General features: G+C 47.2%; 13 protein-coding genes. 6 read left to right on the top strand and 7 right to left on the bottom strand.

All coding sequences use genetic code 11. From position 1 onward, the window contains the following. The 3 genes from IM638_11945 (at position 1) to IM638_11935 (ending at position 3,386) form a co-directional block, all read left to right on the top strand. Positions 1-609: a YdeI/OmpD-associated family protein gene (locus tag IM638_11945; protein MCA6363741.1), complete on the top strand. Its 609-nt coding sequence runs from the start codon at positions 1-3 to the stop codon at positions 607-609. Between the two features lie 233 nt (positions 610-842). Further along, entirely contained in the window at positions 843-1,661 is an 819-nt protein-coding gene (locus IM638_11940) for a hypothetical protein (GenBank protein ID MCA6363740.1), read from the top strand. Positions 1,662-1,778: 117 nt separating this feature from the next. Then, positions 1,779-3,386: a T9SS type A sorting domain-containing protein gene (locus IM638_11935; GenBank protein ID MCA6363739.1), complete on the top strand. Its 1,608-nt coding sequence runs from the start codon at positions 1,779-1,781 to the stop codon at positions 3,384-3,386. Here IM638_11935 and IM638_11930 read toward each other — a convergent pair whose 3' ends face one another. Further along, a complete protein-coding gene (locus tag IM638_11930; GenBank protein ID MCA6363738.1) occupies positions 3,387-4,670 on the bottom strand; it encodes an N-acetylmuramoyl-L-alanine amidase in 1,284 nt (427 codons plus the stop codon). Positions 4,671-4,795: 125 nt separating this feature from the next. Here IM638_11930 and IM638_11925 point away from each other — a divergent pair, with 125 nt between their 5' ends. Together IM638_11925 and IM638_11920 are read left to right on the top strand one after the other, a co-directional pair. Continuing rightward, positions 4,796-7,309, top strand: a complete 2,514-nt coding sequence (locus IM638_11925; protein MCA6363737.1) for an LPS-assembly protein LptD — start codon at positions 4,796-4,798, stop codon at positions 7,307-7,309. Between the two features lie 127 nt (positions 7,310-7,436). Then, the gene (locus IM638_11920; GenBank protein ID MCA6363736.1) at positions 7,437-9,215 is read left to right on the top strand and encodes a T9SS type A sorting domain-containing protein; all 1,779 of its coding nucleotides are present in this window, start codon (positions 7,437-7,439) and stop codon (positions 9,213-9,215) included. Positions 9,216-9,274: 59 nt separating this feature from the next. Here IM638_11920 and IM638_11915 read toward each other — a convergent pair whose 3' ends face one another. Both IM638_11915 and aroQ read right to left on the bottom strand, forming a co-directional pair. Beyond that, a complete protein-coding gene (locus IM638_11915) occupies positions 9,275-10,036 on the bottom strand; it encodes a response regulator transcription factor (protein MCA6363735.1) in 762 nt (253 codons plus the stop codon). 94 nt (positions 10,037-10,130) lie between these two features. Next, positions 10,131-10,556 (bottom strand): type II 3-dehydroquinate dehydratase, encoded by a 426-nt coding sequence (gene aroQ, locus IM638_11910; GenBank protein ID MCA6363734.1) that lies wholly within the window; start codon positions 10,554-10,556, stop codon positions 10,131-10,133. Positions 10,557-10,716: 160 nt separating this feature from the next. Between aroQ and xerD the strand changes: the two genes are divergently transcribed. Then, positions 10,717-11,625, top strand: a complete 909-nt coding sequence (xerD, locus tag IM638_11905; GenBank protein ID MCA6363733.1) for a site-specific tyrosine recombinase XerD — start codon at positions 10,717-10,719, stop codon at positions 11,623-11,625. Here the strand turns inward: xerD and IM638_11900 are convergent. From IM638_11900 to bioD, 4 genes are all read right to left on the bottom strand, one after another. Beyond that, positions 11,622-13,208, bottom strand: coding sequence for a hypothetical protein (locus tag IM638_11900; protein MCA6363732.1), 1,587 nt, complete (start codon positions 13,206-13,208; stop codon positions 11,622-11,624). The genes xerD and IM638_11900 overlap by 4 nt on opposite strands. A gap of 762 nt (positions 13,209-13,970) precedes the next feature. Continuing rightward, positions 13,971-14,726 (bottom strand): queuosine precursor transporter, encoded by a 756-nt coding sequence (locus IM638_11895; protein ID MCA6363731.1) that lies wholly within the window; start codon positions 14,724-14,726, stop codon positions 13,971-13,973. Positions 14,727-14,789: 63 nt separating this feature from the next. Then, positions 14,790-16,055 (bottom strand): adenosylmethionine--8-amino-7-oxononanoate transaminase, encoded by a 1,266-nt coding sequence (gene bioA, locus IM638_11890; GenBank protein MCA6363730.1) that lies wholly within the window; start codon positions 16,053-16,055, stop codon positions 14,790-14,792. A gap of 66 nt (positions 16,056-16,121) precedes the next feature. Then, the gene (gene bioD / locus IM638_11885) at positions 16,122-16,739 is read right to left on the bottom strand and encodes a dethiobiotin synthase (GenBank protein MCA6363729.1); all 618 of its coding nucleotides are present in this window, start codon (positions 16,737-16,739) and stop codon (positions 16,122-16,124) included. Between the last annotated feature and the right edge of the window lie 15 nt (positions 16,740-16,754).

The following is a 16,754-nucleotide window of genomic DNA, read 5'->3' as shown; positions in this document are numbered from 1 at the left end:
ATGAAAGATCCGGAAACTCACCTCGGCTATCCGGCTTTTCACTTCCGTTCGGCAGGTGAATTGCGGAAATGGCTGGAGAACAATCACGCCAAATCCAATGCCGTGTTTGTGGTGATGTACCGCAAAGAATCGGAAGTGAAAAGTGTGCATTGGGATGAACTGGTAAATGAGGTGATTTGCTTTGGGTGGATTGACGGAAAAAGAACCAGACGCAACCATGAAAGTTTCTATCAATACATCTCGCCGCGAAATCCGAAAAGCCATTGGAGCAAAATAAATAAGGCAAAAGTTGAACGCCTGTTAAGTGAAAATAAAATTGCGCCCGCCGGTTTGGCCATGATTGAGCTGGCAAAAAAAACAGGCACCTGGAACGCGCTTGATAAAGTTGACGCACTTGAATTGCCCGATGATTTGCTGAACGCACTCAAGAAAAACAAAAAGGCAAACGAATATTTTCATGCCTTTCCGCCTTCTGCCAAAAAATTAATCTTGTGGTGGATCATGAATGCCAAACGCCCCGAAACCCGGCAGAAACGGATTGATGAAACAGTGACACTCGCCGAAAAGAATGTGCGGGCCAACCAGTATCAGGCGAAAGGGAAAATATAAAATTGCGGGCAAATTTGTAATTTGATGAAATGAATAAACTAACCTCACAACTCGCAGCCGCAATACTATCGCTACTTTCGTCAACACTTTCTGCACAAATAAGTTCTGATACACTGTTTTCACATTCGGCATACAATTCTGGTTTTGCCACACTAACAAGTATATCACTATCAAATTATCCCGTCGGATATCTCACTGAACCAGCACCGGCTGACGAAGCAGACTCCATATTCGTGAAAGAAAATGCCGCGCTCAAAAATGCGTTCCCCACTTCGAAAAATTACGAAAAATACTATGCTGCTGCAATGGCATACACACGACTGAAAGATACAGCAGCCGAACGCATGCTGTTAACCATTTATCACAGCCCGCTCAAACAATACTGCCAAACCCGGTATCACGATTCAGATGTGAAAATGCAAAAAAAGAAACTCTCTTATGGTTACGGAAGCTATACCAATAACTATAAACACTATGCAGCAATTGAGCTGATGCGGATTGAACTAAAGAAAAAAAATCCGCAAAAAGCGCTTTCCTACCTGCAGGCCGCTGATACGCTTTATACTGTTAACTATTCCTGCGGAACCGGCTATCTCTGGCATAAATCAGGTATGAATTCCTATTACTCATTGTGTTATTATGAACTGGAACGATATGAAGATGTATTGAAAATCGCTTTTACCGATCCGTTCAATAATTGGTCGGCATTTGCTGATTCTGCATTGCTGAAACTTTATTCAGAAAAACAGCTTTTGAGTTTTATTAATGAGGCTGAACGTACTATTTCATTTATACCTGATCCGATTTCAATGCTTTGTATGACATCAACTACAGACAGTGCCGGAAACTGGTTTACAAAAGATTCAATCTGGTATAAATCAGGCAAGGCTTCCACTACGTTACTTGGGTATAAAATTGAATGGATACCCGGTATTTATGATATCCGGGAAGTTAATGGAGAACTGGCTACCGAAGCCAATAGAGAAACTGCTGTTTTTTGTTTCAGACGAAGCTATTTTTACCACGCGATGCATGCAAACGGGATGAATTGAAAGATGCATTCTGACCAATCTTACTGCACAAAGTAACTTATATCACATTCTATCTTGTATATCCCATTTAATTTGGCTGTATAATATGCAGCATATCCCTCTGCATATCGAAAATGAGTGATGTGGAAAAATTATTTACTGGTGGCCGGGTTGTTTTTGGCGCGGTTGCTTGATGCACAAAACGCACCGTTTGGTATTTATCTTGAACCAGTGCAGGTGCCCGGTCTAAGCGGCCTGCAATCGTATGCCTTTGGAACAGATAACGGTAAATGGCTCATCATCGGCGGTCGTCTCGACGGGTTACATCTTCGCCAGCCGTTTGCTGCATTCGATGTGACGGGAAACAATACTCAGCTGCTGGTTGTGGATCCCGCACTGCAGCAACAATGGGCGGCACCGCTAATCTCACTGCCGGTTTCGGTTCAGGAGCAACTGAGTTCCACCAATATGGAATTTCATCAGGACGGAAATTACCTTTACCTGATTGGCGGCTATGGGTACAATGCCGCCACTGCCAGCCGTAAAACATTCGATTATTTAACTGCGGTGGATGTGCCGGCTGTGATTAACGCGGTAATCAATTCAACCCCGTTTACTTCTTATTTCCGGCAAATTTCCGATCCGCTCTTTGCGGTAACCGGCGGGCATCTCGAAAAAATAAATTCAACCTATTATTTAGCCTGCGGAAACCGTTTCGACGGAAACTACAACCCGATGGGCAACCCAACCTACACACAGGTGTACACCGATGCCGTGAGGCGGTTTACACTTTCCGACAACGGCACCACCATTACCATTACGCATTTACCCGCTCTGAGCGATGCGGCAAATTTTCACCGCCGCGATTACAACGCCGTAGCGCAGATTTTGCCCGACGGCTCGGAAGGAATCACTGTTTTTTCAGGTGTGTTTCAGCCCACGGTCAATCTGCCATTTCTGCACAGCGTAACCATTGACAGTGCGGGCTATACCGCCAACGCCGCTTTTCAGCAGCATTACAACCATTATCACTGTGCTGCATTGCCCGTGTATTCAGCCTCGGCCAATGAAATGCATATGGTGTTTTTTGGTGGTATTGCGCAGTTTTACGACAGTGCTTCGGTGCTGGTGCAGGACAACAATGTGCCTTTTGTGAAAACAATTGCCCGCGTTACGCGCGATGCAAACGGCAACCTGAATGAGTACAAACTGCCGGTTGACATGCCCGCCTACCTGGGCGCCGGCTCTGAATTTATTCATGCCGAAAACCTGCCGGTATATCCCAATCATGTCATTCAGCTTGATAACCTACAAAACGACACTACCCTTGCGGGCTATATTTTTGGCGGCATCAGCAGCACGGCTCCTAATATTTTCTTCACCAACAACGGCTCGCAAAGCAGCGCAAGCAGCCAGATTTATAAAGTGTACATACTACGCAACGCGCCATCGGGCACTGATCAGCTGAATACACAAAGCTCAGGCAATTTGCTGATGGAGGTTTATCCCAATCCCGCAGCGGCAGGTTTCAGCGTAAAATTCAGTTTACACAAACCGCAGCAGGTTGGCTTCAAACTATTCAGTGCCGACGGACGCCTGATTGACGCCACACCCGCCACCGAATATCCGGCAGGAAATAACCAGGTAAATTTTGGTGAAGACAAACTGGTGCGCGGCGGTGTTTATATGCTGGAAATGCAAACTGAATCGGGGCGGGTGATGCGCAAAGTAATTGTGCGCCGTTAATCATTTGCTGCCGCGCTTCTTCGCTTCGTCAAACGTAATGCGGTTGCCGTGTTCGTCAAACACCACCACAAACGCCTGCTCAAATCCGTTTTTGCGCAATTCAGCCTGTCGCTTCACGGCCTCGGCCTGCGTGGAATAACTGCCTGCGGTGTATTTCCATACACCTTTATCTTTATAGCTCCAGATGTCTTTTACCCCTTTAAACTGCGCAGCGCCGGAGTTGAGCTGTTTGTCTGATGAAAGAATCTGCACCCGATACACCACGGCACCAGTAACGGCAGCGGCAGGTTTTCCGGCCGAATCTTTGGATTGTACCGGTGTATTTGTATTATTTACGGGAGGCGGCGGATTGTTCCGGTTAGCCACGTGATCAGCAGGTTTGCGCAGGCCGGCAGTGTCATCGGGCGAAATTTCGTAGGGTTTTTCGGTTTCAAGCGCGTCGGCATATTGCTTTTTGGTGCCTTCCACTTCATCTTTCCATACGCGGAAGGCGCGGAAAATGCTTGAGGCCATGTAGGTTTGACCTTTGGCTGAGGCAAGAAAACGTTCTTCGGCCGGATTGGTAAGGAAGCCTGTTTCGATGAGCACTGAGGGCATGCTGGTTTTCCAGAGCACCAGAAAGCCGGCCTGTTTTACGCCTTTGTTTACACGACCTGCGCGCTGGGCAAACTGTTCCTGACAAAGCTCGGCAAAACGGGTGCTTTGCTTCTGATACATGTTCTGATAGGTACTGAGAATAATAATAGCCTCATCAGAAGCAATGTTCATGTTGTATTTGTTCTGGTAATCGTCTTCAAACAAAGCCGCATCGTTTTCGCGCTTGGCTACTTCAAGGTTGCCGTTGTTTTTATGCAAACCCATTACGTAAGTTTCCGAGCCCTGGGCGGTTTCGTTGCATACATCCTTTTTGGTGCGTTTATCGCGTACGCAGGCCGAGTTGCAGTGGATGCAGATAAATAGATCAGCGTTGTTGCGGTTGGCAATTGCGGCGCGTTCGTTAAGTTCTACAAACACGTCGGTTTTGCGGGTGTACACCACTTTTACATCGGGAAAATGCTCATTGATGTATTTGCCAAGCTGCAGGGCCACGGCCAGGGCCACATCCTTCTCTTTAGCATGATCGCCGTGGCAGCCGGGATCTTTACCACCGTGGCCGGGATCGATACATACCACTTTTATTTTTTTCTGTTCGGGCTGTGACTGCAGCGCAAAGGCGCCGGCTACCAGCAACAGGGCTGCTGCAGTAAACAGGCGGAGCAACGGGCTTTTAACAATCCTTCGCATGGTTTTCATCTCCGTACAGGCCTTTTTCATTAGTTTTGGGCCGTATTTAGGGTTAATAACAAAAATACCGCCAAACATTGGCCCCTTTGCTTTACGCTGTCCGACTTTTCAACGCCCGGCTGTTCATGGGAACGCTGCTTATGCTGCTTTTCGTATGCCCGGCCATGGCCCAAAACGACGATGAGCCGGAGCCGGATACCGTAAAAGTAAACACCGAGGGCATCAGCGATAAGCTGAAAGCAATGGTTGAATACAGCGCCGCCGACTCCATGCGCTTCGATCTTGAAAACCAGATTATCTACCTCTGGGACAGCGCCAAAGTGGTATATCAAAGCACCACGGTAAAAGCGCATTATATCGAGATTGATTTCAAAAACAACATTATTCTGGCTATCGGGCAAAAAGACAGTGCGGGATACACCTTCGAAAAAGTAGAATTTGCCGAAGGCAGCCAAACCTACTACGCCGATAAAATCCGCTACAATTACCTCACCGGCAAAGGCAAAATTTCGGAAGCCGCCACCATCGACGGAGAAAGCCATATTATCGGCGAAGCGGTGAAAAAAGATTCTACGGTGTTCTTTATCTACAACGGCCAGTACACCACCTGCGATCTTGAGCATCCCCACTTCAGCATCCGTGCCCGGAAACTGAAAATTATTCAAAACGATAAAATAGTAACCGGCCCGGCCTATCTCGAAATTTCGGATATCCCCACCCCCCTTGCCGTACCTTTTGGCTTTTTCCCAAACAAAAAACAACGCACCTCAGGCATTCTCATCCCCACCTACGGCGAATCGCCCCAGCTTGGTTTCTTCCTGCGCGACGGAGGCTACTACTGGGGAGCAAGCGATAAATTTGACCTTGCCCTGCGCGGCGACATATACTCACGCGGAAGCTGGGGCGCAAAAATTATCTCAAACTATAATGTGCGCTACAAATACACCGGCAACATCAGCACCCGCTTTTCGCGCATCATTACCGGCGATACCGAACTGCCCACCAGTCAGACCCGAAACGACTTTTTTGTAACCTGGACACACAGGCAGGATCCCAAATCGAATCCAGGCGTTAACTTTTCAGCCTCCGTAAATGCCGGTACCAGCACCTACAACCAAAACAATGCAACCGTAGCCAACAACTACCTCGCCAACACATTTCAGTCGAACATTGCCTGGTCGAAAAGCTGGAAAAACCTCACCCTTGCCACCAACCTGCGTCATTCGCAAAACACGCAAACGGGCATTGTGGACATGACTTTGCCTCAGGTGGCACTTACCTCTTCGCGTATTTATCCGTTTCGCAGTAAAAACCGCGTTGGCTCGAAATGGTATGATAAAATCGGATTTGCCTACACGGCTGATATGCAAAACCTGCTCAGTGTACAGGACCGCGAACTGAGTTTGAACAATTTCAATAATCTTGGCCCGAAATTCAGAAACGGTATTCGCCAGACACTGCCTGTGAGCACCAATCTGAATGTATTAAAATATTTCACGCTTACGCCGCAGCTCAACCTCAATTCGGTCACACAATTCCGCACCATCGAAAAAACCTGGAATCCGGCCGACAGCTCAATTGTAACCGATACCATTAACGGCGTGCGGGCCAATCTCGACTGGAATGCGGCACTTACACTGGGAACGCGTTTCTTTGGCACGTATGTAAAGCGAAAAGGCAAATTCAGTGTAATCCGCCATACGGTTACACCCAACGTAACCCTGAGCTACATGCCCGATTATACGGATCCGAAATACGGTTTTTGGAAAGAAGTACAAAGCAATACGTTCGGAGCCGTGCAGAAGTATTCCATTTTTGAAGGCGGCGTGTATGGCAGTTCGCCGGCCGGAAGAATCGGTTCCATCGGTTTGAATCTGCAAAACAACCTCGAAGGAAAACTTCGCCCTCAAAACGATACCGCCTCCGCATCGGGCGCTGCCTCACGCCGAATGCTCATTGATGCGCTCAACTTTGCGATGAGCTACAACATGATCGCCGAAACGTTTAAATGGTCGCTGATGACCATTAACTTCCGCACCAAACTGTTCCGCATCATCGACGTAAACACCACCTTCTCAGCCGATCCTTACCGGGTAAGTGAAAACGGCGTACGCATCAATCGTTTCGAATGGCGCACCGGCAAACGCCTTGCCCGCCTCACCTCTTCCACCCTTATTCTCGGCACCAGCTTACGCCCCGGCGGTTTTACGTCACAAACAGGCAATACACCCCGCCAAAGCCCGCTGGCCACACAAAGTGAACTGGAATACATCAATGCCAATCCCAATCAGTTTGTGGATTTCAATATCCCCTGGTCGCTTAACGTAGGCTACAACCTTACCTGGAGCCGGCCGCTGCTCACGCAAACCGTTACACAGGCCATTAACTTCTCTGGCGATGTAAATGTAACACCCAAATGGAAGGTAGGCTTCAACTCAAACTACGACCTTGAACGCGGCGAGTTTGGTTATACGCAGTTTACGCTATACCGCGACCTCCACTGCTGGGAAATGCAGTTCAACTGGATTCCGTTTGGCTTCCGCCAGAGCTACAACATTACCATTCAGGTAAAAGCAGCAGCACTGAACGATCTGAAGCTTACCCGCAAACGCGACTGGTTTGATTTTGCCGGACAGTAAACCGATTGTGTAAGCCACACCACATTTTCGACAAAATAAATTTCATTCTCTACCAACTACGCACTCTCCCTTGTTTTCAATGATGTGTTGATACCAAATTTATTATGGTTTCAAAAAAACATCAATCATGAAAACATTTATCACACTTAATTTAGGAATGCTGCTAATGTCGGCAGGACTCAATGCACAATACTTTCAACATGCCTACGGCAGCGCATGTGAAGCTATGGGAGATGGTACTGTTGCGGTGAGCGGTCCAATGGGGCACATATTTACCGGGCATACCGACTTATATTCAGGGCAGGACATCCAATTGGTCAGAACAAATACTGCGGGGCAAATCTCCGGGATGCCTTTTTTCAATGAGGTATTTCGAATAAACGGTTCTTCCGGGACACTCTATGCTACGCCGGTAAAAGTACTGAATACCCCAACAAATGAAATACTGGTTGTGAGCAACACCAATAATTCATTCTCCACAAGTCCCGAATTTGCAGTAACAAAATTTACGGGCACAGGCGCCATAAGCTGGAGCTCGGGATTCAGCGACCCGGCGTGGAATAATGCAACAGCCACATCGGCCTGTTTGTCAAATTTATACCCGAACAATATTTATGTGTGCGGTTATGTAACTACCACAAGTGCTTCATTGGTGGTAATGCCTTTTATTCTTTGCATCGACTGGGTTAATAATACTGTGCTATGGTCACAAACTTACGACATCCGCCCACTTGCAGCCGATGATAACCGTCCGGCCGATATCATATCCCCTTTGTCTGGCAACAGACTGATTATGGTAGGCACTAGTGACAATGCAGGTGCCATTGACGGTTTTTTTATGGAGGTGGATTATAACAATGGTGTCCCAATTCAACGCAGTAATCCTTTGGGAATCGGTTATGAAGTGATGCTCTATGATAATGCAGGAGGTATTGATATTGTTACAGGCATTGCCACCCGCCTAACCAATACAGGTTCGCCTTTCCATATTATCTGCGGGAACAGTGATTTCGGCTCTGCAATACCCAATTTGCGTCCCTGGCTGTTTCAGATTAATGATATGGGTGTAGTACAATGGAGTAAGGAACTGACATATTCTGTTTCAAGTTCTTTTGCTACCGTAAACGACATTATTGCACGCGTAAATACAATGGGGCAACATGAATATTACTTAACCGGAATGGTAGATGTTGGCTATACCTATTTTAACGGAGATCCTGTAGTATTCAAATGCGACAACAATGGAAATCCTGTAGATGAGTTTAACTTTCCGATGCCCGGATCCGCTACACAAAATCAATGGGGAGTGAGTCTGGGAATCGAAACTTCCTCAGGTATTGAAGGACTGGCAATATATTGTAATGACGGCGCGGGATTTCTTACCGGTGCTGCTGGCGATATGTATGTAGTCAAATCCTATTTCAATGGTGTAAATGGTTGCAATGAAGTACTGACCACATTCACTTCAAGCAATGCCCCCACCAACAATTTTGATTACAACGTGTCCACCATTAATTCACTGACCACTACAAATATTTCCGTTGTGCCTTTAGGATCATCTGGCGACACACCTAACTGCAATGCGTCTTCATTAGCTAATGGAAGTAATGTAAGACTCGTAAATAATGGAGATCAGGAAAACGGTGCTGAATTACTACTCACACCCAATCCGGCACTTTCTGCTACTCAAATGCTTTACCTAAACACGAATTATACCGGTGAAAAGCAGACACTTATTTGCATTATCAATGCGGAGGGTCGTGAAGTGCAACGTCAGGTTCTGACAATTGCTGGAGGCGAACAACGCAACTGCATAAAAATAAATGAGCAATTAGCCGCGGGCATCTATCTGATCCGGATACAGCATGGCAATAGTGCTGAAACGCTAAAATTGATTATCGAATAATTGTTTAGTTCTTTTTGACAAGCCGACTTACTCAATTTTTCGGGTGAGGCGGCTTTTGTTTACTCCTCACCCAGCAATACCCGCAGCACTTCTTTTTTTCGGCTCCTTGAAACTTCCACATGTGATTTATCTGACATAATCAGATACCCGCCATCGCCGCGCTGGTAGTGTTGAATATGCTTCACATTCACAAGGTGCGAATTATGCACGCGGATAAAGCCCGACTGTAAAAGCTGTTCTTCAAAATTCCTGAGTAACCGGGCAACTGTATATTTTTTTTTCAGTGTATGAACATGTGTATAGTTTGATTCGGCTTCAAGTCTGATGATATCATCATACGAAATCATATTGTAGCCGTCGGTGCTTTGCACGGCAAGCCTTTGTACACCGGGGTTCAGCATAGCCAGCTCCAGGCGTTCAACACGTTTTTTCAGATTGTTTTCCGATTCGTCCTTTGAAGATTCATTTACTTTATGAAATGCCCGGTTTATTGCATCATTAAGTTCACACATTTCAATTGGTTTCAGCAAATAATCAAATGCGGCACTACGCAATGCCCTTATTGCATACTGAGAATGAGCTGTGGTGAAAATAACAACCTTGTAATACCCCTTTATTGCCTCTTGTACTTCAAATCCATTCATCCCGGCCATTTCCACATCAAGAAAAATTAAATCGGGCTGCATTTTCCGAACTACTTCCACAGCTTCTTTCGGATCGTGAATTAGTATGAGCGAATCAATTTGCGGACAGTGTTGTTCAACGAGCAGTCTTAGCACCTCTGCACTGTTTACTTCATCATCAATAATTATTGCTTTCATCTTAAGTTAAAATACAACATACCCTATAAAACTAATACAAGAATCCCTGAATAAACAGCAACAGCCTAGCATTTCAGTGAAAGTTATTCACAGATCAATCCAACAGATTCACAAAGCTCTGCACAGCCAGTTCATAGCTTTGCAAGCCAAAACCACCAATACTTCCTCGGCAATAGGGGGCAATAAATGAAACATGCCTGAAATCTTCGCGTGCAAAAATGTTGGAGATATGCACTTCTACAACCGGTGCCTGAATAGCCGAAACTGCATCGCCCAGTGCTACGGATGTATGCGTATAAGCCCCTGCATTAAGAACAATACCGTCAAAAACAAAACCGCATTCATGCAACTTATTGATAAGCTCACCTTCCACATTACTCTGATAATATTCAAAAGTAACCTGCGGATATTTACTTCTCAGCACATGCAAAAACTCGTCGAATGACGTGTAACCGTATATGTCGGGCTGGCGCAAACCCAGAAGATTAAGATTGGGGCCATTGATAATCAGCAGTCGCATAGAATGATACTTATTCTGCGAATATGCAAAAATATCAACGAACCCGGCTACACAAAATGGTAACCAGCGCCTTGTTTTTACTTATCAACAGATCTTCAATCTTAATACCGATTCGTTTTTGTTACCGGGATAATTGCGTAATTAGTGGGAGAAATTGATTATGAGCTGGAAAGCAGATATACAGGGATTCAAAAACTACCTGCAACTTGAACAGTCTTTATCGCCCAATTCGGTAGAGGCTTACATGCACGATATTATCCGTTTGAATGAATTTCTACAACTCCGTCAGTATCATGTTTCCGCTACTGAAATCACCACGTTTCATTTGCGCGAGTTTATAAAATACCTCAACGAACTGGGTATGAGCGCCACCACACAGGCCAGAATGCTCTCCGGGCTGCGTGCATTTTTCCGGTATCTCCTGCTCGAAAACCTCATTCACACCGACCCTACCGAATTACTTGAATCGCCACGTACCAGCAGGCACCTGCCCGATACGCTGAGTGTGGATGAAATAGACCTGCTGCTCACGCATATAGACCGCAGCACACCCGAAGGCGAGCGCAACCTGGCCATGCTTGAAACGCTTTACAGTTGCGGCCTGCGTGTATCGGAACTGGTAAACCTGCGCATTTCTGATTTGCATATTGACGAAGGCTATATCAGCGTAATTGGCAAAGGCAACAAGGAAAGACTGGTACCCATCGGCAGCCGCGCCGCGCAGCTCATCGAACTCTACCGCTATCAAATACGCTCAAAAATAGCCGTGCAGCGCAATGAAGAAGATATTTTATTCCTCAACCGGCGCGGACGCAGGCTTACACGGGTAATGATTTTCACCATCATTAAACAACTTGCCGTGAAAGCCGGCATCCGAAAAGTGATCAGTCCGCACACCTTCCGCCATTCTTTTGCCACACACCTGGTAGAAGGCGGTGCCGACTTGCGTGCAGTACAGGAAATGCTGGGGCACGCCTCTATTACTACCACTGAAATTTACACCCATCTCGACCGGAATTATCTGACTGAGCAGGTGCAGAGTTTTCATCCGCGCCGCAAAGCCGATTAATCGGTTTGTATATCAGTTTCTTCGGCTCCGTCAGGTTCGCTGTTTAGATCGTGATCAGGTTCAATGTACCGGGGAACTTTCTGTGTGTATTCGTTTTTGATTACATGCGCAAAAAACCATTCGTGAAAGATGATCATTTCGGGGGTTTTCACTTCCCAGCGATAGCCTCTTTTATTTGATTTGAGCAGGGCAAATTCTTCAGGCATTTGCTGGTAGGTAATTTTAAAATCGTAGCTGTTAGCATCAAGCTGGCGCAATATTTCGTAAATAATCCGGTCGCGCGGATGTAATTTATCCTGCTGTTCGAGTTTACGCAGGTGTTTGCGGGTACTTTCTATGCGTTTACCAGCCAGTTCATGGAGCGAGCGTTCAATGTCGGTCATAATCAGCAGCACGCGCAGGCCTACATTCCAGCCTTCGCTGTCGGTTTCAATGGCATTGAGTTCGAGCAGCAGGTCGTTTGTTTCGCGGTACATACCTTGCAGGAAAAGGATATTGGCAAGCAGGTATTGTCTTTTTCCGTGCCGGAAAGTAATGCGTCGTCCGGTTTCGGCGGCCAGCAATTGCTGTAAAATCATGCGCGCCTGTCCGAACCGCTGGCTGTAAAAATGGCCGTAAAATTCGCATTCCATGCATTGGTTGGCGTTGAAACTTTCGAGGTGTTGCAGTGCCATGGCCCGCTGGCAGTAATCTACTGCGCGATCAAAACGGTGCAGGTAAATTTCGTTATCGGCAAGATTCAGCAGCACAGTGCCCATACGGCTGTCGTTGAACAATGCGCGTGAATTTTCGACCAGTGTAAGCTGTTTTTCGAGGCAGCGGCGTGCAATCCGGTAGTTGCGGTTAAACTGGTTTCGGGCCGCATCGAGGTAGAGCCAGTAGAAGTTTACATGATCGGAACTTACTTTCAGTGCATGTTCGCGCAGGCGTTCCACATCGGCCAGCAGATCGGGGTCGTGCGCATTGATGTAGGCTTTTCGTTCAATCCGGTTAATCCATTTATTGTATGTGCAGTAGGCATCAAAAGCAGCACGGTGCGCGCGTTCGGTTTTTTCGTAGCGATGGAGCAGGCGCATAAAAACCGAGTTATCCTGCTGTACAAGTGCCGCGAGTTGCATTTTAAGGCGCAGCGCAAGCAGCCATTCTTCGTAAAGTTCAAAGCGTTCGCCGGTTTCACACACACTGTCGCAAAGAAAATTGGCCAGATCTTCCATACCCCGCCCGGCCACAATTTGCGCATAACTCAATTTTTTGCGCGCCTCAAACAGATAACGGTAATAATCACCGTAATTCCCTTCACGCCGCACATTTACATCAAGCAGTAATGATTCAAGCAGCTTATCCCTGAAACGGATAAGCAGCCGGCTGTAAGCCATCGTAGAACGTTTTCCGTAAAGAAAAAACTCCACATCACGGTCAGCAGGCAGATCAGGCCGTTCGGCCAACAGATCAAGCAGTTTTACACTTTTACTGCTAAACTTCTCACCGCGACTATCAAAAGAAGTCAGGTAATTCCTGAACGTGGTGCGTTCTTCAGGTTGCATGGCGTGAAGCAACTTTCGGATTGTTTTTAATCCGCTCATACCTGTTGAAATGAAAGGTTAAACAATAGTTTGTACCTGCCGCATTGTGCAGCAATGTTAAAAAGCAATGCTTGTTACTGAATTTCCAGATTGCCGAGTGTCGAAAAACACAGAAGCAATACAGCGCAGATCAAACCCTAAGAAAGACAGGAGGCATGCCCCTGTGCAAACTATTCTCTTCCCCTCTCCTCTCCCTTTCCACACCACAAACATACAATCACTCTCACCCGTTTTCAAATCATTATTTAACTTTTTTATCAAATTAATTAACATCTTACGCATAAATTGAATTTTGAATGTCGAATGTGGTATTCTTTTTCCATTGCAGAATGGAGCGTGAAGATCACCTTTGGAGATCACCAAATCTTAAACCTATGGAGATCATCACGACCATCCTGCAACTTTCGGGTATCATTGGTACCCTTACCATCGGAGCCAGTCGCAGTTAAGCAACTTCTCTTCTGGAACAGACAGCCGGCCCCTGCGCCGGCTGTCTGCGTTTGCGAAGGTCTGTCAAGAAACAGTGAAAATCAATTCGCGTTTTGTGAATTGAAGAAGGCCCAAAAACGACATTCAGAAAAACACAACATGCTAATTAACAATTAACTACACAAACCACACCTTTCTAACGAAGTTTATACTTCAGAAAAAAGTCTTCAATTAATGCGTACGCAAAATTGAAAATGCGGGCTGAAAATGTTTTCAGCACCGCATTTACGACAATCAGCAAATTGAATTTGATAACGGAAGCTGTAACCGTGTTTAATCAGCCGTTTCATGATGCAGCGATTCTTCGGCTGTATGTCGGATTTGTTGTTCGGCGTCTTCCTTACCGAGGTATTTTTTTACGAGATAATGAAAGAGATAGATCAACGGAGTTAATCCAAGCGCAATGACCAGCTTGAGTACATAATTGAGCCAGCCGCTTTCCCACCACTGTGCATGGGTAAATTTACCAGGCACTACAAAACCAATGTAAAGCACCACAAAACTGTCGATGAGCTGGGAAATTACGGTGGAACCGGTACTGCGCAGCCAGATAAAACGGCCGCCGGTGCGTTCGCGGATGATCCAGAACATAAACGAATCGATAAGCTGTGAGATAAAGAATGCAGTGATGCTGCCGATGATAATCCAAAGCGACTGGCCAAAGACCAGATTAAACGTGGCGTCGTCGGCCACACCCGGAATGGGGGCTTCGGGTGAGCCGGTGAAAGCTTTGGGCTGCATACCCAGATAGACTATTACGAACGAATAGGCGATCATGGCACTGGTGAGTACCGACAGCCAGCGCACTACCTTGCGGCCGTAAAACTCATTCACAATATCGGTGGTCAGAAACACTACCGGCCAGGGCAGAATACCGATAATGGCTACATAGGTTCCCAGATTGATGAAACCCAGATCAAGCGGCACCTGAATGAGTTTGGCGCTGATGAGTTCGGCCGTAATGGCACTGGTGATAAAAATAGCAGATAGAATGAGCAGCAGCCGTGTGCGTTTGTGTTGAAGTTGCATAACAGAAATGTAGAAAATAAAACCGGGCTGTTGACTTTTTGTTCAGTGCAACACCAATTCAGATTAGCAGGTTTCGAGAAATTCTTCAAGCGCGTGATACACCTGTTGGAGTTGTCCGGCGGTTATGCAGTATGGCGGCAGCACATAAATAATGTTGCCCAACGGGCGAAGGATTACCCCACGTTCGAAGAAAAACGGGTGAACACGCTCGCTGAGCGGATTGAGGTAAGCTGTTTCGTTTGTACTGCGCAGTTCGAACGCCGCTATTGTACCCTTGCAGCGTGCATGCCACACAGCCGGATGCGATTTCAGTTTTTCGACCTGAGCCTGTTGGGCTGCTTCAAGCGCGCTGATCTGAAGCCACGTCTGCTCCTGCTCCATTAAATCGAAACTGGCCAATGCGGCAGTACATGCGGTAGCATTGGCGGTGTAGGAGTGGCCGTGAAAAAATGTGCGCGTACGGTCGCTCGTTAAAAATGCAGCGTGAATGGTTTCTGTGCAGAGTGTGACGCCGAGCGGAAGAAAGCCGCCCGTAAGGCCTTTCGACAAACAAATCATATCCGGTTTCACGCGTTGCTGGTCTGAGGCAAACCACGTGCCGGTGCGGCCGAAACCGGTCATTACCTCATCGGCAATTACGGGCACGCCCTGCGCTTTGCAAAGTGCGTAAAGCGCATCCAGCGCCTCGGCTTCATACATAATCATACCGCCGGCTCCCTGCACCAAAGGCTCGGCAATGAATGCGGCGGCATTGTCATTCAGTGCTTCGCGCAAGGCTTCCAGGCTGTCGCTTTCACGCCCCGGCAGCGGCAACGGAATATGCACCACATCAAACAGCAACGGCCCGAATGCACGGCTGAATACATTACGCGCCCCGGCCGACATGGCGCCGAATGTATCGCCATGGTAAGCATTTTCGAATGCGATGATGCGTGTGCGCGGTGTGCCTTGGTTGTGCCAGTATTGCAAAGCCATTTTCAGCGCCACTTCCACAGCCGTGGAGCCATCGTCGGAATAAAACACCTTGCTCATGTAAGGCAACCGCGCAAGCAACCGCTCGGCCAGTTCCACCGCAGGCGCATGCGTAAAGCCCGAAAAAATGGCGTGCTCAAGCGTATGTAGCTGCACGGCAATTTTTGATGCCATGTAAGGATGCGCATGCCCGTGCAGGTTTACCCACCACGAGGCAATGGCATCCACATAGCCGCGCCCGCTTTCGTCAAACAGCAACGCACCTTCACCGCGCACCAGCGCCACGGCATCCTGCGCGGGCAGTTGCGGCGTAAACGGATGCCACACCGCCGCACGGTCGCGCGCAGCCAACGACATTTTTTCCATGCCGTAAAGATAAGGCCGCAGACGTAGCAGAAAGAATACTGAAAATGAAAAAGCCGGTCAGACGGGCTGCAAATTAAACTGCGCCGCGTAGCGACTGATTACCTGCTGGTTAATCACCCCCTCTTTCATAATCCGGCCGATACAGGGCACGCCCGAATGACGCAGAATAATTTCTTCCGAAAGCTGGTGCGGCGGTCCGTTAAACACCACACCCATTACCGGAATATTACGGAAACGAAGTACATCCAGCGTAAGCAGGGTATGATTAATGCTGCCGAGATAATTCTGAATCACCACTACCACTTCGGCATCTAACTTCACAATTAGATCAATAATGAATTTATCCTCATTGAGCGGTACCATAAGCCCGCCCGCACCTTCAATCACAATTCTGTTAGCCGTTTGAGGCAACGCTATTTTATCGAGATCAATGCGCACATCTTCAAGCTCGGCGGCAGCGTGCGGCGACATGTACTGGCGAAGCACATAGGTTTCGGGGTGAATTTGCGACCGGGTATTGGTGATGTATTTACGGATCTTGTCTGAATCGGTAGAAAAGTAACTGCCGGTTTGCACGGGTTTCCAGTAGTCGGCCTGCAAGGCCTCTACAAGAATGCCGGAAACCACAGTTTTACCAACATCCGTTCCAATACCAGTTACAAAAATATTCTTCATTCAGAGGGGGTAATC

The sequence above is a fragment of the Bacteroidota bacterium genome (assembly GCA_020402865.1).
In the GTDB taxonomy this organism is placed as follows: Bacteria; Bacteroidota; Bacteroidia; order Palsa-965; family Palsa-965.
This window is presented reverse-complemented; position numbering and strand designations above follow the sequence as displayed.

Bases quoted from the DNA above. Each gene is read 5' to 3' on its own strand.
- IM638_11925 (MCA6363737.1), top strand. From the start codon at position 4,796: ATGGGAACGCTGCTTATGCTGCTTTTCGTATGCCCGGCCATGGCCCAA.
- IM638_11920 (MCA6363736.1), top strand. From the start codon at position 7,437: ATGAAAACATTTATCACACTTAATTTAGGAATGCTGCTAATGTCGGCA.
- IM638_11895 (MCA6363731.1), bottom strand. From the start codon at position 14,726: ATGCAACTTCAACACAAACGCACACGGCTGCTGCTCATTCTATCTGCT.
- IM638_11930 (MCA6363738.1), bottom strand. From the start codon at position 4,670: ATGCGAAGGATTGTTAAAAGCCCGTTGCTCCGCCTGTTTACTGCAGCA.
- IM638_11900 (MCA6363732.1), bottom strand. From the start codon at position 13,208: ATGAGCGGATTAAAAACAATCCGAAAGTTGCTTCACGCCATGCAACCT.
- bioD (MCA6363729.1), bottom strand. From the start codon at position 16,739: ATGAAGAATATTTTTGTAACTGGTATTGGAACGGATGTTGGTAAAACT.
- IM638_11945 (MCA6363741.1), top strand. From the start codon at position 1: ATGAAAGATCCGGAAACTCACCTCGGCTATCCGGCTTTTCACTTCCGT.
- bioA (MCA6363730.1), bottom strand. From the start codon at position 16,055: ATGTCGTTGGCTGCGCGCGACCGTGCGGCGGTGTGGCATCCGTTTACG.
- aroQ (MCA6363734.1), bottom strand. From the start codon at position 10,556: ATGCGACTGCTGATTATCAATGGCCCCAATCTTAATCTTCTGGGTTTG.
- xerD (MCA6363733.1), top strand. From the start codon at position 10,717: ATGAGCTGGAAAGCAGATATACAGGGATTCAAAAACTACCTGCAACTT.
- IM638_11915 (MCA6363735.1), bottom strand. From the start codon at position 10,036: ATGAAAGCAATAATTATTGATGATGAAGTAAACAGTGCAGAGGTGCTA.